The 18,777-nt window shown below is 60.3% G+C and carries 17 protein-coding genes; 13 read left to right on the top strand and 4 right to left on the bottom strand.

Features of this window, described 5'->3' with window-relative positions; all coding sequences use genetic code 11:
• Positions 1-73: 73 nt before the first annotated feature.
• Positions 74-700, bottom strand: a complete 627-nt coding sequence (locus KBT70_RS12385) for a response regulator transcription factor (protein WP_296633716.1) — start codon at positions 698-700, stop codon at positions 74-76.
• Complete coding sequence (locus KBT70_RS12380; RefSeq protein ID WP_296633711.1) at positions 697-2,316, bottom strand: MASE4 domain-containing protein; 1,620 nt, start codon at positions 2,314-2,316, stop codon at positions 697-699. The genes KBT70_RS12385 and KBT70_RS12380 overlap by 4 nt, the downstream gene beginning before the upstream one ends.
• Before the next feature lie 570 nt (positions 2,317-2,886).
• Between KBT70_RS12380 and KBT70_RS12375 the strand changes: the two genes are divergently transcribed.
• The 11 genes from KBT70_RS12375 to KBT70_RS12325 all read left to right on the top strand — a co-directional run bounded on the left by KBT70_RS12375 (position 2,887) and on the right by KBT70_RS12325 (position 14,758).
• On the top strand, positions 2,887-4,350 hold the full coding sequence (locus tag KBT70_RS12375) for a catalase (RefSeq protein WP_296633759.1): 1,464 nt from the start codon (positions 2,887-2,889) through the stop codon (positions 4,348-4,350).
• A 333-nt stretch (positions 4,351-4,683) separates the two neighbouring features.
• Positions 4,684-4,968, top strand: a complete 285-nt coding sequence (locus KBT70_RS12370; protein ID WP_296633707.1) for a XapX domain-containing protein — start codon at positions 4,684-4,686, stop codon at positions 4,966-4,968.
• A gap of 149 nt (positions 4,969-5,117) precedes the next feature.
• Entirely contained in the window at positions 5,118-5,954 is an 837-nt protein-coding gene (locus KBT70_RS12365; RefSeq protein ID WP_363270573.1) for an alpha/beta hydrolase, read from the top strand.
• A gap of 33 nt (positions 5,955-5,987) precedes the next feature.
• Complete coding sequence (locus tag KBT70_RS12360) at positions 5,988-6,677, top strand: hydrolase (RefSeq protein WP_296633697.1); 690 nt, start codon at positions 5,988-5,990, stop codon at positions 6,675-6,677.
• Positions 6,678-6,734: 57 nt separating this feature from the next.
• Positions 6,735-8,699: an amidohydrolase gene (locus KBT70_RS12355; protein WP_296633693.1), complete on the top strand. Its 1,965-nt coding sequence runs from the start codon at positions 6,735-6,737 to the stop codon at positions 8,697-8,699.
• 193 nt (positions 8,700-8,892) lie between these two features.
• Entirely contained in the window at positions 8,893-9,192 is a 300-nt protein-coding gene (locus tag KBT70_RS12350) for a GNAT family N-acetyltransferase (protein ID WP_296633688.1), read from the top strand.
• Positions 9,176-10,771: an MFS transporter gene (locus tag KBT70_RS12345; protein WP_296633684.1), complete on the top strand. Its 1,596-nt coding sequence runs from the start codon at positions 9,176-9,178 to the stop codon at positions 10,769-10,771. Before KBT70_RS12350 ends, KBT70_RS12345 begins: the two co-directional genes overlap by 17 nt.
• A 30-nt stretch (positions 10,772-10,801) precedes the next feature.
• A complete protein-coding gene (locus KBT70_RS12340; RefSeq protein WP_296633680.1) occupies positions 10,802-11,764 on the top strand; it encodes a pirin family protein in 963 nt (320 codons plus the stop codon).
• 194 nt (positions 11,765-11,958) lie between these two features.
• The gene (locus tag KBT70_RS12335) at positions 11,959-12,891 is read left to right on the top strand and encodes a ring-cleaving dioxygenase (protein ID WP_296633676.1); all 933 of its coding nucleotides are present in this window, start codon (positions 11,959-11,961) and stop codon (positions 12,889-12,891) included.
• Between the two features lie 10 nt (positions 12,892-12,901).
• The gene (locus tag KBT70_RS12330; RefSeq protein ID WP_296633671.1) at positions 12,902-13,504 is read left to right on the top strand and encodes an alpha/beta hydrolase; all 603 of its coding nucleotides are present in this window, start codon (positions 12,902-12,904) and stop codon (positions 13,502-13,504) included.
• Between the two features lie 342 nt (positions 13,505-13,846).
• Positions 13,847-14,758, top strand: a complete 912-nt coding sequence (locus KBT70_RS12325; protein WP_296633667.1) for an AraC family transcriptional regulator — start codon at positions 13,847-13,849, stop codon at positions 14,756-14,758.
• A gap of 223 nt (positions 14,759-14,981) precedes the next feature.
• Here the strand turns inward: KBT70_RS12325 and KBT70_RS12320 are convergent, their stop codons facing one another.
• Together KBT70_RS12320 and KBT70_RS12315 are read right to left on the bottom strand one after the other, a co-directional pair.
• The gene (locus tag KBT70_RS12320) at positions 14,982-15,614 is read right to left on the bottom strand and encodes a LysE family translocator (protein WP_296633663.1); all 633 of its coding nucleotides are present in this window, start codon (positions 15,612-15,614) and stop codon (positions 14,982-14,984) included.
• Between the two features lie 187 nt (positions 15,615-15,801).
• Positions 15,802-16,455 (bottom strand): hydrolase, encoded by a 654-nt coding sequence (locus tag KBT70_RS12315; RefSeq protein ID WP_296633661.1) that lies wholly within the window; start codon positions 16,453-16,455, stop codon positions 15,802-15,804.
• Between the two features lie 288 nt (positions 16,456-16,743).
• On the opposite strand from KBT70_RS12315, the gene KBT70_RS12310 reads away from it, so the two are divergent.
• Entirely contained in the window at positions 16,744-17,115 is a 372-nt protein-coding gene (locus tag KBT70_RS12310; RefSeq protein ID WP_296633658.1) for a hypothetical protein, read from the top strand.
• A 257-nt stretch (positions 17,116-17,372) separates the two neighbouring features.
• Positions 17,373-18,777: VOC family protein (locus KBT70_RS12305; RefSeq protein WP_296633653.1), on the top strand; the 1,405-nt coding region annotated here is incomplete at its 3' end.

The raw sequence follows: 18,777 nt of genomic DNA, 5'->3' as shown, positions 1-18,777 counted from the left end.
GCAGCGGTCGCATGCTCCTTGAGAAGGTGAACGAAACGGGGGTCTTAAACAATTGTACGGAAGTGTGGGCTCTCTACGACTTTGTGGTAGCGCAGGCCAACCTGTCTGCGAACCGCACCAGATCCGGCAATGAATTCGCTCCCATCTTGCGCATGACCTGCGACCGATGGACCTTGACGGTCACTTCGCTGAGAGAGAGATCTGCTGCGATCTGCTTGTTCAGGCGACCCGCGACAACAAGCGCCATGACTTCGCGCTCGCGCGACGAAAGCGTCTCGAAACGTCGCGAAAGCTCGGCCAGCATCGCTTCCTCGGCCCGGCGATCTTGACTCATCTCGAGACCGCGATGGACCGCGTCGAGCAAATCCTGATCGCGGAAAGGCTTGTTGAGAAACTCGATTGCCCCCGCTTTCATGGCGGCCACGGACATGGGGACATCGCCATGGCCCGTCACAAAGACGATAGGCAGATGGAGGCCCGACTTGACCAATTCGCGCTGGAACTCGAGCCCGCTTTGTCCGGGGAAGCGGATGTCAAGGATGAGGCATGCAGGAACATCGGGCTGTTCGTCGCGCATGAAATCCTGGGTTGATGCAAAGGACTTCACGGAATGGCCGACAGAGCGCAGCAGGCTCTCGATGGAGGCGCGCATGGAAGGGTCGTCATCTATGATGAAGACGAGGGAATGGTCCGGGTTCATGGCGCCACCTTCCATCGATGGTCGTGGGTCAGATTGATGGTGGCGGGCGAATTGGCACTCGGTATCGTAAAATGAAAGATTGCGCCATTCGGTTCGTTGTCCGACATCCACAGCCGCCCGCCATGGGCCTCGATGACCGAGCGGCAGAACATAAGACCCATGCCCATTCCATCGGGTTTCGTGGTAAAGAACGGCTCGAATATCCGCCCCTTGGAGTTTGGAGCCATTCCGGTCCCCGAATCTTCCACCGAAACCAGGATTTCGTCGGTGCCGTGAAGCGCGGAGGTGATGCGCAGAACGCGTTCTCGATCGGTGATGGTGCTCATGGCATCAATGGCGTTCGCAATCAGATTTGAGATCACCTGCTCTAGCTGAACGGGACATCCCGTCACGAGGGGTAATCTCTCGTCGAATTCGGTGCGGATGGAAACACGCGCAAGTTTCACCTCGCTGAGGCTGCGATTCAGGACTTCCTTAATGAGCCTGTTGGCGTCTACGGGGACCCTGTCCTGGGTGCCTTCTGTGAACATCGCTCTGATGCCTTTGATCACCTCGGCGCTGCGATGGCCGTCATTGACGATGCGTGTCAGCGCCGCGCGCGCCTCTGACAGATCGGGATCGGACCTTGCCAGCCAACGCAATCCGGCATCGGCATTTGTCACGATGCTGGCCAATGGCTGGTTGATCTCATGCGCGATGGAGGCCGACAAGGCCTCCATTGCCGTGAGCCGAGCCTCTCGCGCGCGACGTTCGGCCGAAACCGAGTGTGCCAGCCGTGTGTAGTTTGAAACTGTCTCTGACAGAAAAGCAAAAAGCACAATGCTAGAAGAGATCAGGCCGTAGACGCGCCCGGCCCACCAGCCGACACTGAGGCGACCGGAACTGAGATAGGCGAGCAGGCATATCTCGATGAGAAACGTGCAAAGCACGACCATCAACCACAGATCAAGCACCGAGCGCTGTCGGGTCCAGAGCACGGCAAGACCAGCCACGCTCAGCCCTGCTGCGGTGGCTGCAACGAAGTTCCAAACAGCCGAGACCTTCTGCGCGTCCTGCATGAACCTCGGCAAGGTGTCGTCATTGGTGAAGACGAGCCATGTCAGGCCGCACGCGATCACGACGACGCCTGTGACGCTGCCGAAGATGATGTTCTGTTGCCAGCCCTTCGGGGGTCTTGCGTTGGGTCCGGACTCCTTCAGCAGCGCATAGGCGAGCACGAAGAGTGGAAAGCCGAGGCGACGTATCATGGCGATTGCGGCGGTGGTCTGTAGCCCGGTTTCGGACAGGTTCACCAACGCGGGAACGCCGGGAAACGAAACGGCCCAAGGTAACACCATCACGCCGGAGAAGAGATAACCGATCGACAGGGCAAGCACGGCAAGCGAACGCTGAACCGAAACCAAGGCCAGCAGCAAGGCTGCGGTGATCAGTTCCACGATGAAAACTGCAGTTGCGTAGACCAGGAGCAAGCCCTCTGTGTTTTCCAAGGGGACCTGAGCGAACGGGGCCGTGACGAGCAGCGCAGCAAGGAGTGCGACCAGCACACCAACGGCAAGGCGCCATTGCCCCCGACTGATCGGAGTCTTGGTCAGCAGGAAAAGAGGGTCCTGACCCACGTTGTTTCTCGATCTCACGCGCTTGTCTCGATTGGCTACCTGCACCCACTATACGCGAAGGCTCTGAACGACTCGAAGGAAACTTGGTGGATGAAGTTTAACCAAGTGTCGAGCGCCCGTCGCGCGGCGACCCGGAGGCCAAGCATCTTCACTGGCGGGAATGCACCCGCACTACCTGCATGCCGACAGTCGTTTCTGCGCCGCGCCATGATCAAGAGCCCGATACGACAACACGCACGACGCGGGCGTCACTCGTGGTGGGGATCTCAGGCGTATTCGCCAGGTATCAGCATATGATACCGTCCGACTATTGTCGGGCTGTCCGCGATCCGGCGCGGGCCGTGGAGACGGCGCATCTTGAGCATGCAGCGGCCGCGTCCGATCCCCACGAAATCAAATCGCAGAATTGGCTACATCGCAGCAGCAATTGCGACGCGAAGGTCGACGGCTGTCCTTAGAGTTTTCCTTAGCCCATTGCTCTGCGTTTTGATGGCCTTTGGCCGGCATGATCATGGGCCAGCAGTCGCCACTGGCCAGAAATTGGCAAGGCCCGAGCACATAGGATTGATGATGCCCAAGCAGAATTCTTCAAGACCGCGCCTGACAACGACTGCTGGCGCGCCCATCGCCAACAACCAGAACAGCCTGACTGCAGGTGATCGCGGTCCGATCCTCTTGCAAGACTGGCAGCTCATCGAGAAGCTGGCGCACCAGAACCGCGAACGCATTCCCGAGCGCGTAGTCCATGCCAAGGGTTGGGGCGCGTATGGCACGCTCAGGATAACCGGCGATATATCCCACCTGACGTCAGCCCTTGTGCTGCAACCTGGCACCGAGACACCGATGATTGCCCGCTTCTCCACCGTGGCGGGAGAAATGGGTGCTGCGGACCATGAACGGGACGTTCGTGGCTTCGCGCTCAAATTCTACACGGAAGACGGAAACTGGGATCTGGTCGGTAACAACACACCGGTATTCTTCGTTCGCGATCCGCTCAAGTTTCCCGACTTCATACATACGCAGAAGCGGCACCCGCGGACCAACCTGCGGTCGCCAACCGCGATGTGGGACTTCTGGTCGCTGTCGCCCGAGAGCCTCCATCAGGTGACGATCCTCTTCTCTGACCGCGGCCTACCGATCAGCCCGATGCACATGAATGGCTATGGCAGCCACACCTTTAGTCTGTGGAACGGCCAAGCCGAGCGGGTCTGGGTCAAGTTCCACTTCAAGACGCGGCAAGGGCATCGCTGCTACACGAATGCCGAAGCGGAGGCGGTCGTCGGACGGACCCGCGAGGGCTATCAAGAAGCGTTGTTCGGCGCGATCGAGGCTGGGGATTATCCGAAATGGACCATGCAGGTGCAGATCATGACAGAGGCCCAAGAGCGAGAGTTTCCCTTCAACCCCTTTGACCTCACCAAGGTCTGGCCACACGCGGACTTTCCGCCAATCGAGATCGGAGAGATTGAACTCAACCGCAATCCTGCCAACTACTTTGCCGAGATCGAGCAACTTGCGTTCAGCCCGTCGAACGTCGTTCGCGGCATTGGTCACTCGCCGGACAGGATGCTGCAAGCCCGGATCTTTGCCTATGCGGATGCACATCGCTATCGGCTTGGAACCCATTACGAAGCGCTGCCTGTCAACAGGCCACGCTGCCCAGTGCACCATTATCACAAGGACGGGGCGATGCGCTTCTTCGACAACATGCCAATTCCGGATGCCTATTACGAGCCGAACAGCTTTGACGGGCCGCAGCAGGACAGCGCGTTCAGCGAACCGCCGCTTGATCTCTATGGCCAGGCAGACCGCTACGACCACCGGGATGGCAACGACGATTTCAGCCAGCCGCGCGCGCTGTTCATGCTGTTCGATGAGGGGCAAAAGGCTCGGCTGTTCGCCAACATCGCCGCGGCGATGAAAGATGTCCCTCTGTGTATCATCGAGCGGCAGATCGAGCTTTTTCGACAGGTGCATCCAGAGTTTTGTGCCGGTGTCTACGCGGCACTGGACGCTCTGGACCCGCAATTCTGAGTGATCTCTGATGATAGGAACAAGAGAAACGGGTTGAAACCCAACAGGTGAACCGACTGTCCGGATCATAACGGGCCGTCAGGTCGAAACCTCGAGAACCTCAGGAAGAAGCAGCAAGCTTGGCACCATGAGAGCAATGGGTGCGCCGCAATCCGTTTCGCAATCCGCTAGGGTCAAGCCTGACACGTCGAAGCGGTCGGGCGCTTTCGTAGCCTTCAGTTGCTGGTGCCGGTCCGGTGCAACAGCCGAGGAAGAAGATCACGTCACAAGAGGGCCGGTTGGATTACGGGCAATTCGCAGAGCAAGACCTGCAACACGGGGAGTGAAAGAGAAATGAAAATCTACCTTTTATCACTGGGCGCAGGGCTATTGGTTGGTGCGATCTATAGCTTTTTGAACATCAGATCACCTGCACCGCCGGTGATCGCGCTGGTGGGATTGTTTGGCATCCTCATCGGCGAGCAAACCATGCCGCTTTTGCGCCAAGTCATGGCCGGACACGGCGTCACTCTTTCGTGGTTCAATCAACAGTGCCGCCCGCATTTGTTCGGGCACCTTCCCCAATGCGGTGACAGGGCGATCAAAACTGCAACGCCATCGTCGGAGAGCGCGGGATGAGACCGGATACCGGAACGCAAACCAATCCGATGTTCACCCGACGTGAGGTGATGATCACAGGATCGACCTTTGCGGCCACGCTTGCCCTTTCCGGTCCTGCATTCGCTGCGGAACCGACCCACCTTGCCCCCTCAACAGGAGACCTGACCATGGGTTATGTAACGACAACGGACGGCACCGAGATCTTCTACAAGGATTGGGGGCCAAAAGACGCGCAACCCATCGTCTTTCATCACGGCTGGCCGCTCAGTTCGGATGACTGGGACGCACAAATGCTGTTTTTTGTGTCAAAGGGGTTCCGCGTCGTGGCCCATGACCGCCGTGGTCACGGACGCTCGGCACAGGTGTCCGAAGATCACGACATGGACCACTACGCATCAGACGCCTTTGCGGTAGCCGAAGCGCTGGATCTGAAAAACGCCGTCCACATCGGCCATTCCACAGGCGGTGGAGAAGTGGCCCGCTACGTTGCAAAACACGGCGAACCCGCGGGCCGCGTGGCCAAGGCAGTTCTGGTCGCGGCGATTCCGCCGTTGATGATGAAGACGGACAGCAATCCGAACGGCACACCGCTGGAGGTATTCGACGGGTTCCGCGCTGCTCTTGCGGGCAATCGCGCGCAATTCTTTCGGGATGTGCCGGCAGGCCCGTTCTACGGCTTCAACCGCGAGGGGGCCACGGTGCATGAGGGCGTGATTCAGAACTGGTGGCGTCAGGGCATGACTGGCAGCGCCAAAGCGCATTACGACGGGATCAAGGCCTTTTCTGAAACGGACCAGACCGATGATCTGAAGGCGATCAGCGTCCCCACATTGATCATGCACGGCGAGGATGACCAGATCGTTCCGATTGCCGCCTCGGCGGAACTGGCGGTCAAGTTGCTGTCGAATGGCACGCTCAAGACCTATCCAGGCTTTTCGCATGGCATGCTGACCGTCAATGCTGATGTGCTGAACGCTGATCTGCTGGCCTTTATCCAAGCGTGAACCGTCCCTTCCTCTCTCAGAGAAAGCCTTTCCATGTCCAAAACCGAAATCCTCACCCCCGAAAACAGCCAAGTGATCTTTATCGACCACCAGCCGCAAATGGCGTTCGGCGTGCAGTCGATTGACCGTCAAACCCTTAAGAACAACACCGTCGGGTTGGCCAAGGCCGCAAGGATCTTTGACATTCCGACCACTATCACAACTGTCGAAAGTGATGCGTTCTCGGGGCAGACCTATCCCGAATTACTGGACGTTTTCCCCGACGCACCGCTGCTGGAACGGTCATCGATGAACTCTTGGGACGATCAGAAGGTGCGCGATGCGCTTGCGGCAAACGCCAAGGATGGCCGCAAGAAGGTCATCGTTTCTGGACTGTGGACAGAAGTCTGCAACACCACCTTTGCTCTTAGTTGTCTGAACGACACCGATTATGAGATCTACATGGTCACCGACGCGTCCGGTGGCACCACGCTGGAAGCGCATGATCGTGCGATGGATCGCATGGTTCAGGTCGGTGTCGTGCCAGTCACGTGGCAACAGGTGCTGCTGGAATGGCAACGCGATTGGGCACACCGTGACACGTATGATGCTGTCATGGCGTTGGTTCGCGAGCATTCGGGAGCCTACGGCATGGGCGTAGATTACGCCTATACGATGGTCCACAAGGCGGCCAGCCGCAGCAAGCATATCGGCAAACGGCTCGACCCTGTCGCTGCGAAGTGACCTCTTTGTGTCGTCGCGTCCGGGTGGCGGCCCATTCTTCTTGGTTCGGAGAATACCATGTCCACGCACCGCCGCTCTGTGCTGACGGGTCTGGGGGCCACCACCGCCCTCGGCCTGATCCGCCCCCGATTTGCCCTCGCGCAGGAAAAGACCATGATCGATACCACTCTCATTCTGAGAAACGGCAAGATCACCACGCTTGATCCCGACACGCCGGAAGCCTCAGCAATTGCAATCATTGACGGCAAGGTGGCTGCTGTTGGGACGGATGCAGACGTGATGCGGCTGCATGGCGAGGATGTGGGCAAGGTCATCGACCTTCAGGGCCGCCGGGTGATCCCCGGACTGAACGACAGCCACACCCATGTGATCCGCGGCGGATTGAACTACAACATGGAATTGCGCTGGGAAAACGTGCCATCGGTTGCCGATGCCTTGGCGATGCTGCGCAGGCAGGCCGCCAACACGCCGGCCCCGCAATGGGTGCGCGTCGTCGGCGGATGGTCGGAGTTCCAGTTTGCCGAACGGCGCATGCCCACGCTGGACGAGATCAACGAGGCAAGCCCCGACACGCCGGTGTTCGTGCTGCATCTCTACGCTGCGGCCCTTCTGAACCGCGCGGCGCTCAGGGCGCTCGGCTTTACCAAGGACACGCCCAACCCTCCCGGTGGAGAGATTGCCCGCGACGCCAAGGGCAACCCCACTGGCATGCTGATTGCGCGGCCTTCGGCGCTGATCCTGTATTCAACACTGGCGCAGGGGCCGAAGCTGGCCATCGAGGACCAAAAGAACTCGACCCGCCATTTCATGCGCGAGTTGAACCGTCTGGGCGTCACATCGGTGATCGACGCAGGCGGTGGCGGGCAGAACTATCCGCAGGACTATGACGTGATCCAGTCGTTGCACGACGCGGGCGAGATGACGCTGCGTGTGGCCTACAACCTCTTCGCGCAGACCGCAGGACAGGAACTGTCGGATTATGAGCGCTGGATTGGCATGACCGAACCGGGGGCTGGTGACGATTGGTTGCGGATGAACGGCGCGGGGGAGAACCTGGCGTGGTCGGCGGCGGATTTTGAGAACTTCCTTGAGCCGCGCCCCGATCCCGCGCCGGTGATGGAGGAGGAACTGGAGCGGATCGTGGAGTTGCTGGCAACCAACGAATGGCCGTTCCGCATCCATGCCACCTATGACGAGACCATCGACCGGTTCCTGAACGTGTTCGAGCGGGTCAACGGCACCACGCCGTTCAAGACGCGGTTTATCATCGACCACGCCGAAACCATCAGCACGCGCAACATCGAACGCATCAAGGCTCTGGGTGGCGGCATTGCCACCCAGCACCGCATGGCATTTCAGGGCGAGTATTTCGTTGATCGCTATGGTGCACAGGCGGCCGAGGCCACGCCACCCATCCGCGAGATGCTGAATGTGGGGCTGCCCGTGGGCGCAGGCACCGATGCCACGCGCGTCGCAAGCTACGATCCATGGGTGTCGATGCATTGGCTGACCACCGGTAAAACCGTGGGTGGGCTGACGCTTTACGGTGACGACAGGCTGCTGAGTCGGGAAGAGGCGCTTGCATTGTGGACAACCGGATCGGCATGGTTCTCGGGCGAGCAATCGGTCAAAGGCCGCCTGTCGGTGGGCATGTACGGTGATCTTGCGGTGTTGTCCGACGATCTGATGAATGTGCCCGATGCCCGGCTGCGCGGGATTACCTCGGTGATGACCGTAGTCGGCGGCAAGGTGGTCTTTGCCGAGGGTGACTTTGCCGAGCACAACCCGCCATTGCCACCTGCCAGCCCGGACTGGGCCGCCAATGCACAATTCGCCAGCCCGGCGCAACGGCAGGCATCGCTGGCACCCGCCTCGATGGACATGCGCGCTTGTCACGATGGTTGCGCGCATGGCTGTGGCCTGCATGGCCACAGCCATGGCATCGCATGGACCAATCCTGCTCCGGTGCGGGACGCGTCGGCCTTTTGGGGGGCCTTGGGATGTTCGTGCTTTGCGGTGTGAGCTTTGGTGCGCAGATTTGGGCCGCCTTGCTGCTGATCCTCTCGGTGGCAACGTCGAGTCCGGGGCATCCTTTCCGGACCATAGCGCAGAGGGTGTTGGTGCCGAGTTTCACAGCGTTGACCGCCACTTTCAGGCTGATAGGCGGGCTGATGGCCGCCGTAATCCTGACCGCACCGCATAAGGCCAGAGACCCATGACATCTCCAAAGATCACCTACAGCGAGACTGACAGCAAAGGCCGGTATGCCGCCACCGTCGAAGGCAAGGCGGGCGAGGCGGAACTGACCACCTCCAAAGTCTCGGACACGCTTGTCATCGCGGATCACACCGACGTGCCGGACAGCATGCGCGGCACCGGTGTCGGTCGGGCATTGGCCGAACAGTTGATCGCGGACGCGCGCGCCAAGGGTCAACGCATCGTGCCATTGTGCCCATTCGTGCGGGCCCATTCCCTGAAACACCGCGAGGAATTGTCTGATGTCATCCAGTGGTGACACCCCTGGGGCGAGCAGCGCCTATGCGCCGTTTGGTCAAGCGGCGTTTGCCCTCCTATGGACCGCGACGCTGATTTCGAACATCGGCACCTGGATGCATGATGTCGGCGCGGGTTGGTTGATGACCACGCTTGATCCCAGCCCTGCGGTTGTCACATTGGTGCAGGCGGCGACGACCCTGCCGGTGTTCTGCTTTGCCCTGCTGGCCGGTGCATTGGCCGACCGCCTGGACAAGCGGCGCATGTTGCTGGGGATCAATACCTTGCTGCTGGTCGTCGTCAGCCTGCTGACCATTCTGGTCTGGCTTGAGGCGATGACGCCCGCGTTGCTGATCGCCTTTACGCTGGTGATCGGCACCGGGGCGGCCTTTATGGCGCCGGCATGGCAGGCCATCGTGCCGCAGCTGGTTCCGCCTGCGCAGTTGAAGCCCGCGATTGCGCTGAATTCCATGGGTATCAACATCTCGCGCGCCATCGGACCGGCGATCGCGGGGGCGCTGATTGCCAATGTCGGCCTTGCCGCTCCTTTCGCCCTGAACGCAGTAAGCTTTCTGGTCATACTCGCGGCCCTCACGCTCTGGCGGCCCGCCAAGACCGAACGGCCACGCCCGACCGGATCGCTCTTGTCCGACATGGCGACCGGCCTGCGGCACGTGCGACACAACCCCGCGATGCTGGCAACGGCGGTTCGCGCAGCGGCGTTCTTCCTGTTCGCATCCGCCTATTGGGCGCTGCTGCCCTTGATCGCGCGCAGCGCCGAAGGGGGTGGCTCCATGCTCTACGGTGCCTTGATGGCGCTCATTGGTGCAGGGGCGGTAACGGGCGCGGTCCTGCTGCCGCGATTACAGCGGGTCGCATCCTCTGACGCGACGGTGAGACTCGGTACGGCAGGGACGGCGCTTGCGCTCATCCTGATGGCGCTGGCCCAGATGCCCGCGGCCCTGCTGGCAGCCGCCTTTATCGGCGGTATGTCCTGGATCGCGGTGCTCACCTCTCTCAATGTCTCGGCGCAGACCGCGTTGCCCAACTGGATAAGGGCGCGGGGGCTGGCTGTCTTCCTGATGGTCTTCTTCGGCTCCATGGCCCTTGGGTCGATCTTCTGGGGGCAGGTGGCGGCAGCGACGACCATCGCAACGGCCCTGTTCATTGCCGCTCTGGGACTTGGTCTTGCTGCTTTGCTCACCCGCAAGCTGCCGGTCGGTCAGGGCGAGGCGTTGGATCACAGCCCCGCCTCTGTCTGGCCTGAGGCACCAGCACATGCCGCGGATCAAAGCGAAGACCAGCCCGCCATGGTCCTCGTTGAATACCGCATCCGGCCTGAACACAGGGCGGAGTTTCAATCCAGAATGAAATCCGTCGCCAAAGAGCGGCTGCGCAACGGGGCGACACGGTGGTATATTCATCAAAGTGTCGATGAACCGCTTCTTTGGCTGGAGACCTTTCACCTGCGCAGCTGGGCAGAACATCTGGAACATCACGGTCGCGTCAGTGTGGCGGATATGGACCTGCACCAAGCTCTGCGCACCCTTCACCTTGGACCGGATGCACCCGTTGTGCGCCACTATATCGGACCGCGGTAAACCGCCCCTGAACCTACAAAGGAGACCCTCATGAGCTGGAACCCGACCCATACCCCCGAATGCCCGACCACTGGGCGTGATGCGCTGGAAACGCTTATCATTCCGCGTGCCCGCGATCTTGGAGGCTTTGAGGTGCGGCGGGCGCTGCCCTCACCTGACCGGCAGATGGTTGGCCCATTCATCTTTTTTGACCAGATGGGACCTGCAGAATTCATCACCGAAGGCGGCATCGACGTGCGCCCCCATCCGCATATTGGCCTCGGCACCGTGACCTATCTCTACAACGGCGAGTTCGAACACCGCGACAGCATCGGCACGCATCAGATGATCTATCCCGGCGAAGTGAACTGGATGGTCGCAGGCAAGGGCGTGACCCATTCGGAACGCACAAGCGCAAAAACACGCGCCACGCGCCACAAGGTTTTTGGCATCCAGACATGGATCGCCCTGCCGGAGGATCGCGAAGAGATGGAGCCCGATTTCGAGCATCACAAGAAAGAGGCGCTTCCGGTGCTGCGTGATAACGGGGTCGAGGCGCGGCTGATCCTCGGCTCGGCCTATGGCGAAACCAGCCCGGTCACGATGCAATCAGAAACCTTCTATCTCGACGTGACCCTCGAGGCCGGCGCGACCTTTCCCCTGCCGGACAATCATGAGGACCGCGGGCTTTATATCACGCAAGGCAGCATCGAAGTGGCGGGTGATCGCTTTGAAGAGGGGCGGATGATGGTGTTTCGCCCCGGCGACAAGATCTCGGTCAAGGCGGGGCCGATGGGGGCACGCCTGATGGCTCTGGGCGGTGCGACGTTGAACGAAAAGCGCTATATCTGGTGGAACTTCGTGTCGTCTTCAAAGGACCGCATCGAACAGGCCAAGGAAGATTGGAAAGCCGGTGACTGGACAAAAGGCCCATTTCGCCTGCCGCCGGGCGATGACGCTGAGTTCATACCGATTACGCCGGAGTTGGATCGCACAAGTCCGAAACGCCCGTAAGGTGTCATGGCTGTTGGCGATTGGAAATCGCGAAAACCGGCCTCAATAAACGGGAAGAAGGTGGCGACAGAAGGCGCCAGTCCTTCGTAGGGGGATAGGAGGCCATCAACGTCAACGAGGTGCGTTCCTAGCACCGCACCTCGTTGATGAGCATCTATCTGGTGACTACACCCCACGCCCCGATGGAGACTGAAATGATAAAAGAGATCAAAGGCTTACACCACGTCACCTCGATGGCGGCGGATGCAGGGCAAATCAATGCGTTTTTCACAGAGACCCTTGGCCTGCGGCGGGTAAAAAAGACTGTGAACTTCGATGCGCCCGATGTGTATCACCTCTACTACGGCGACGAGATCGGCACGCCCGGCTCTGTGATGACCTATTTCCCCTTTGGCCAGATGCCCCGCGGCAAGCGCGGCACGGGCGAAGTTGGTGTGACCGAGTTTGCCGTCGCCAAAGGCGCATTGCCCTACTGGAAAGAGCGTCTGGGCGCGAAGGGCGTCAGAGGTCTGCGCGACGACAGCTTTCTTGGTGAGCCGCGACTTGAGTTCAGCGGCCCCGATGGCGACAGCTTTGCGCTGGTTGAAACCGCCACGCGTGATCGCACCCCCTGGACCGGGGCCGGTGTGCCGGAAGAAGCGGGCATACTGGGCTTTCATGGCGCGCGACTACGGTTGCGGGACGCAGCCCCCACAGCCGAGCTATTGGGCTTTATGGGGTATCAGAAGGATCAAACCGAAGGGGCCGTAACGCGCTACCGGATCGAGGCTGGCAACGCCGCCGATACCGTCGATCTGGAAGAATGGCCAGATGCGGAGACGGCCGCGCAGGGTGCCGGATCGGTGCACCACATCGCATTCGCGGTTGAGGACCGGGCAGCGCAGCTTGAGGTGCGCAAGGCCCTGATGGACACCGGATTTCAGGTCACACCGGTGATCGACCGCGATTATTTCTGGGCGATCTACTTTTGCACTCCCGGCGGCGTGCTCTTTGAAATCGCCACCAACGAACCCGGCTTTGACCGCGACGAGGACACCGCCCATCTGGGACAAGCATTGAAACTGCCGACCCGTTATGAACCACACCGCGCCAAGATCGAGAGCGTCTTGCCGGACCTTTCAGCATGAAGGGCCCAGAATGTCCCTGACAAACTATTCGGCTCTGACGCATATCGCCGACGAAGGCGCGCCGCTTGTCTTTGCCTTTCACGGCACCGGGGGCGATGAGCGCCAGTTTTTCGACCTTGCCCGCCAGTTGGTGCCAAAGGGAAGCGTCGTGTCCATGCGTGGCGACGTGTCCGAAGGGGGCGCGGCGCGGTTCTTTCGTCGTACGGGTGAAGGTGTCTATGACATGGATGATCTTGCGAGGCGCACCGAGCGGATGGTGGCCTTCATTGCGGCGCACAAGGCCATGCATCCCGCCGCAGCCGTTTACGGTTTCGGCTATTCCAACGGCGCGAATATCCTTGCTTCGGTGGTGATGGCACATCCTGATCTCTTTGAGCGTGTCGCGCTCTTGCATCCGCTCATCCCCTGGTCGCCTGCACCGGTCGATCTGAAAGATCTCTTCATTCTGATCACAGCGGGGCGGCGCGATCCGATCTGTCCTTGGCCGTTGAGCGACGCGCTGATCACTTGGGCCGAGCAACAAGGTGCATGCGTTACAACCCACATCCACGAGGGAGGGCACGAACTGCGCCAAGAGGAGATCGCGGCACTGTCGAAGCTGATGTCACAATGATCAATCGCCTGACTGGATATGTCGTGGGCAATGGTCAAATCTCTACTGCACATTGATCGTAATGCCGTTGTCGCACGTCGGATCATGCCGGTTTCTCGGGTTTTGCCACGCGGCTGCCAATTCGAGACCCAGCATGCCGATCGTCAATAATGCCTCAACATGCATCCGAACTGTCTTGGCGAATACCTGCCGTTCCTCACAGATTCCATGCCTTGCTGTGGCTGACCTGTTTGCACTTTACCCAAGAATTTCAGATTATGGGCACAGATCAAGCGTTTCATCTATGCTGTCGTCAGTGATCTGGTCCCAACGAAGTCGCGCCACCCGATACGAGACAGATCAATGACCCAACCAGCCTATGCGTCCTTTTCCGAGTGGTCTAGCGAAGGCCGACAGGCGTCCTACGTCCGGGCCAGAAAATCATCAGGCGGGGTGCTCGATCTGCTGGAGGTGGCGCGACCGGCTGGGGACATGTCCCGCCCGGCCCTGCCGGACATCGTGCTGGTGGAAGACATGCTTGGCTGCAGTCGTGTGAGGGCGGACCTCGGAGGAGGCCGCTTTGATGTGACGACAAGGAAAGGCGGCCTTGTCCTCGCTGCGCCGAATTTCGCGGCGGATGTGATCAATGACGGAAACCATCGGCTTCGCACCTTGGCGTTCCCTTTGGCGCAGTGGCAGGGTGTGCTCGATGAGGCTGCCGATGGTCGGTGCTCGTTTGACACCTCTTGCATCTACGGCCGAGTGTTCGACTCGCGGCCAATCCGATCGGCTGTGCGGAACCTGTGGTCCTTGTGTGAAGATGAGGGGGCACCTTCGCGCCTGCTGGCGCGTGCCGCAGGTTGCGAGATTCTGGCCGAGCTGTGCCGGTTGGGCGGTGCGCCGTTCACACCGGTAAAGGGTGGGCTCTCTCCCCGGTCAGAGCGGCGGTGCCTCGAACTCATGCACGCGCGATTTTCAGAAGACATCAGCCTCGACGAACTCGCTGCCGAGGCGCAGCTCTCCCCATTTCATTTCGCCCGAATGTTCAAGCAGAGCGTCGGCGTGCCGCCACGCGTCTACCTGACGCGTCTCAGACTTGAAAAGGCCTGTGACCTCTTGGAACAGACCGACCTGTCAGTCACCGAGATCGCGCTTGAGGTCGGCTATTCGTCCAATCAAGTGCTCGCCCGGGTGTTTACCAAGCACCGGCATATGACCCCGTCCGACTATCGGCGGGCGGTTCGCGATCCGGGGCGTTCGCACGCGCAGCGGTGACTCTCACCGTTGCCCGTCAAGATTGGGGTCTGGATGTCCCTGACCAACGGAAGGGGGACATTTACGCTTTGCCCGGACGGGACCGATGCGTGTCTTCCTTGGGATCGAAAATCGAGAGGTCTGCCGCGCTGGAGGCTGCAGAGATTTCGGCCCGAAGAACGTGATCTTAGAGGATTGCGGGCATTAGCTACCTTGAAAGATCTGCTTGCGCCAACGCGCAGATTTACGCGGCACTCAGGGCAGACCAGATCATCAGCGCTCCAAATCCCAAGAATATGATTCCGGTCAGCATCCGTCCGCGCCTTGCGTGCTCTGGCTTGCGAAACAGGCGCACGGCATGTCTCGCCCCGAGCGCATAGCCGCCAAGGACGATGAATTTCACCGCCACGAAGGTCGAAACCAGAAGAGCCAAGACAAAAGGCCCACTCTCTTCGGGTAGAAACTGCGGGAAAAGCGCTGCGAAAAACAATACGGCCTTTGGATTGCTGATACCCACACCGAACGAATGAAGCCAAAGCTGCCCCGTCCCGCGTTTGTCGGTTGTCGCAGCGACCGGCGTGCCGGGGTGTATGGGAACAGGGCGCAGAAAGGTCCAGCCGAGCCAGAGGATATAGGCCGCACCGCCAAGGCGCAGTAGGAGAAAGGCTGCGGGATAGGTTGCAAGCAAAGCGCCCAAGCCAACGACGGAAAGAGTGGCCAGCAGCGCGATGGCAACCAGATCACCGCTCAGAGCCCCAAGTGCGCGTCGCCAGCCATGTGCAACGGCGTTATTGACGATGAACAACGTGGACGGCCCGGGTGTTGCGACCTGCGCAGCGCTGACAATCACGAAGGTAAGATATGCCGGAAGTTCCATCGCACACCATGGACAAGAGGGTTATTGGTATTTCGAAGGCTCTGGCACCGGGCAATCACCGTCCGAAAGGTCAAAAGCGGCAGTTCTGATGCCCGAGACAAACTTGCGGTGTCACAAAGTGGGGATGACGAGAGGAGGGCACGACAGCCCAGCAGATGATGCGCATCGCTCGTCATCCCCGCTCGGCTTAGGCCGCGATGCCCGGCACCGGTGTGTTGAGCAACTGCTGCTCCCAGAGATAGGCGATGGCGCTACCGCCGATGTGGTATTTGAGCGCGTCGTTGAGGGCGGTCGCTGTCTCGGCCCGGGCCCAGTCGCGTTGCCATTCGGACGCAAGCGCCAGCCAGGTCATCATATTGATGCCGCCCGCGACCATGCGCTGGATCGCGACCTCGTGGGCCTCGACCGACGTGCCGCCAGATGCATCGGTGATCACGGTCACGTCCCAGCCTTCGCCTGCGGCCTGGATCGCGGGCATGGCCACGCAAACCTCGGTCCAGAGGCCGGCGATGATCAACTGCGTGCGGCCGGTCGCCTTGACCGCATCGACGACCTTCGGATCTTCCCAGGTGTTGATGGTCGTCCGGTCGATCACCTCTTGGTCGGGGAACACTTCGGTGACATGCGGGAAGATGACGCCGCCGCGATCCGCGATAACGCTGGTAAGAATTGTGGGCACGCCGAACACCTTGGCAACCTTGGCGAGCGCGGTGGTGTTGTTCACGACCATGTGCGGATCATGGCTGTTCAGGTTTGCGAGTTGGTAGGGCTGATGATCAATCAGGACGAGGACGGAATCTTCGGGACGAAGAAGCGAGTCGAGGCCATTGCGGAAGGTCATGAGGTCATCCTTTGCATATGAGTTTGGATGAGTGGACTTTACCAAACGGTCCCCGTCGCTGCGGCGCAGAAGCTGCCGCGTTGGTGCCAATCTTGCTGCCTTCTCCACACCCGGAATGCCGGAACCCGTTGAGACCCTGACGCGGATCGGAATGACAGCAAGAACGGCCACAATCTGGCAGTTTCTGCGCCGCGAGTGTCGCATCCGCTCGCTAGGGTAGATCCATCGCGCGGTCCAGGCGATCCCGGTATTTGCCGCGATCAGGACTCCATCCAAGGACCCCTAAGCATGGCTATCTTGACCAGACGACCCGCACCACTCTCAGCGCAAGCGCATAGACTGGCCGGTGGTGCAGAAAGCGCAGTTTGTCACTGTAAAACAATAGGATGCGAGAACATGCCCACTCCTTACTTTGCCCCGGATGGCTGTTCACTGGCGCCACATATCGCGCTGGAATGGATCGGCGCGCCTTGCGAAGCGGTCAAGGCGCCCCATGGCGGCAATGAGCCTGTTCCAATGAATCCTGCCGGAGCCGTGCCGAGCCTTCGCGAAGATGATGGCTGGCTTCTTGCACAGGCTGGCGCCATCCTCGGTTGTCAGGCACCGAAATATCCTGAGGCCGATCTTCATGCCCTATCGTTACAAGACCGGAAAAAATAGTTAGGACCGACAGGCTATGGTCAAGGCGGGTCAAAGGCTGGTTGAAAAGCAATTCGTCATTGTAGACTGTCATCTATATGGGAGTACATTCTTGATGGAGGGCGGTCGGTGAGCGACGCATTTTCCTTTCTGATGGCTCGGTGGGCGACAAGGGTTCTGCCGGGCGGTCTGAAAGAGTTTTCCCAAATGCAGGCATTGCATGACAGAATAGCGGCCGATCCGGCGGTGTCGAAGGTCCGGTCGCGAGCGGCTGACATTTGACCGGCCCTGGCATCAAAGAGGGAACGCAGGGCCTTCACCATGTCACCGGCATCACCGCCGATGTGCAGGCCAATGTCGATTTCTATGTCGGGTTCCTTGGCCTCAAGCTTGTGAAGCGGACCGCCGGCTATGCGGATGCCGAGCAATTGCACCTGATTTACGGAGACGGTCTTGGCAGCCCGGGTTCGTTGCTGACCTTCCTCGTGTGGGAGGCTTCGGGCCGTGGCCGCACCGGGATCGGACAGGTGTCGGAAGTGGCGCTTGCGGTGTCGCCACAGTCCATCGCCGACTGGCTGTCCAAAGCACTCGCCGCCAATGTTCCGTTCGAAGGGCCATTGCGCGAGTTTGGCGAGCCTGTCCTGCGGATGAAGGACCCCGACGGGCTGATTGTGAAGCTGGTGGGTGTCGACATGCCAACATCGGCGCCGCTTGCGGATGCGCCGACGCGGCTTCGGGGCGTCACGGTCTTGACCGACAAGGCAGAGGAGACTGCCGCGTTCCTGTCGCGCTTCGGCTATGTGCAGGCGCAGCGCGCTGGTCTGACCCTGCGGATGGCGTCCGACACCGATGTTGTCGATGTCCGCGAAGTGTCGGGTTATGTGCCATCGGTGCCGGGTGCTGGTGTGCCCGACCATGTGGCCTTTCGCGCGCAGGATGCTGACGCGGTCAGGACCCTGCGATTGTCACTTAAGGATCACGGACCGACCGAGGTCCATGACAGGAAATATTTCCTGTCGCTCTATGTTCGGGACCCGGCGGGCATTCTCATGGAATACGCGACGGACGGGCCGGGAATGACTGTGGACGAGGCCCCGGAGGCGCTGGGACAAACCTTGTTCCTACCTCCGCACGAGCTTGGCCGGGCCGACGATCTGAGGGCGATGTTGCCGCAATTTGCCCTGCCGGGCGAAGAACGGTTTCCTGTTCGGGAGCTTCCTTTTATTCATCGGTTCAACCGACCGGCGAGACCGGACGGAACAACTTTGGTGCTGCTGCACGGCACCGGCGGAAACGAGGCTGACCTGATGCCCCTCGCGCGGCGCGCCGCGCCGCACGCAACCCTGTTGGGGGTGCGCGGTCGGGCCACTGAGGAAGGAACCAACCGCTGGTTCCGCCGGTTCGGCAACGCGACATTCGATCAGGCGGATATCCGCAGCGAAGCCGAAGCCTTCGTGGCGTTCGTCGAAGGGGCCGTGGCAGGCTATGGTCTGGACGCAGACAGGCTCACTTTCCTTGGCTATTCGAATGGCGCAAACTTTCTGGCCGCAGTCATGCAACTTCATCCTGATCTGGTGCACCGCGCGGTACTGCTTCGGGCCAATCAAGTTCTGGAGGTCCCCCCAATGGACGACCTTTCTGGAACAAACGTGCTGATCCTTGACGGGCATGACGACGGCTTGG

Origin of the sequence: Roseovarius sp. (genome assembly GCF_018066915.1) — a bacterium.
Classification (GTDB): domain Bacteria; phylum Pseudomonadota; class Alphaproteobacteria; order Rhodobacterales; family Rhodobacteraceae; genus Roseovarius.
This window is presented reverse-complemented; position numbering and strand designations above follow the sequence as displayed.

Coding starts and splice junctions, on each gene's coding strand:
- KBT70_RS12385 (WP_296633716.1), bottom strand. CDS start 700: ATGAACCCGGACCATTCCCTCGTCTTCATCATAGATGACGACCCTTCC.
- KBT70_RS12375 (WP_296633759.1), top strand. CDS start 2,887: ATGCCCAAGCAGAATTCTTCAAGACCGCGCCTGACAACGACTGCTGGC.
- KBT70_RS12370 (WP_296633707.1), top strand. CDS start 4,684: ATGAAAATCTACCTTTTATCACTGGGCGCAGGGCTATTGGTTGGTGCG.
- KBT70_RS12365 (WP_363270573.1), top strand. CDS start 5,118: ATGGGTTATGTAACGACAACGGACGGCACCGAGATCTTCTACAAGGAT.
- KBT70_RS12360 (WP_296633697.1), top strand. CDS start 5,988: ATGTCCAAAACCGAAATCCTCACCCCCGAAAACAGCCAAGTGATCTTT.
- KBT70_RS12355 (WP_296633693.1), top strand. CDS start 6,735: ATGTCCACGCACCGCCGCTCTGTGCTGACGGGTCTGGGGGCCACCACC.
- KBT70_RS12350 (WP_296633688.1), top strand. CDS start 8,893: ATGACATCTCCAAAGATCACCTACAGCGAGACTGACAGCAAAGGCCGG.
- KBT70_RS12345 (WP_296633684.1), top strand. CDS start 9,176: ATGTCATCCAGTGGTGACACCCCTGGGGCGAGCAGCGCCTATGCGCCG.
- KBT70_RS12340 (WP_296633680.1), top strand. CDS start 10,802: ATGAGCTGGAACCCGACCCATACCCCCGAATGCCCGACCACTGGGCGT.
- KBT70_RS12335 (WP_296633676.1), top strand. CDS start 11,959: ATGATAAAAGAGATCAAAGGCTTACACCACGTCACCTCGATGGCGGCG.
- KBT70_RS12330 (WP_296633671.1), top strand. CDS start 12,902: ATGTCCCTGACAAACTATTCGGCTCTGACGCATATCGCCGACGAAGGC.
- KBT70_RS12325 (WP_296633667.1), top strand. CDS start 13,847: ATGACCCAACCAGCCTATGCGTCCTTTTCCGAGTGGTCTAGCGAAGGC.
- KBT70_RS12320 (WP_296633663.1), bottom strand. CDS start 15,614: ATGGAACTTCCGGCATATCTTACCTTCGTGATTGTCAGCGCTGCGCAG.
- KBT70_RS12315 (WP_296633661.1), bottom strand. CDS start 16,455: ATGACCTTCCGCAATGGCCTCGACTCGCTTCTTCGTCCCGAAGATTCC.
- KBT70_RS12310 (WP_296633658.1), top strand. CDS start 16,744: ATGGCTATCTTGACCAGACGACCCGCACCACTCTCAGCGCAAGCGCAT.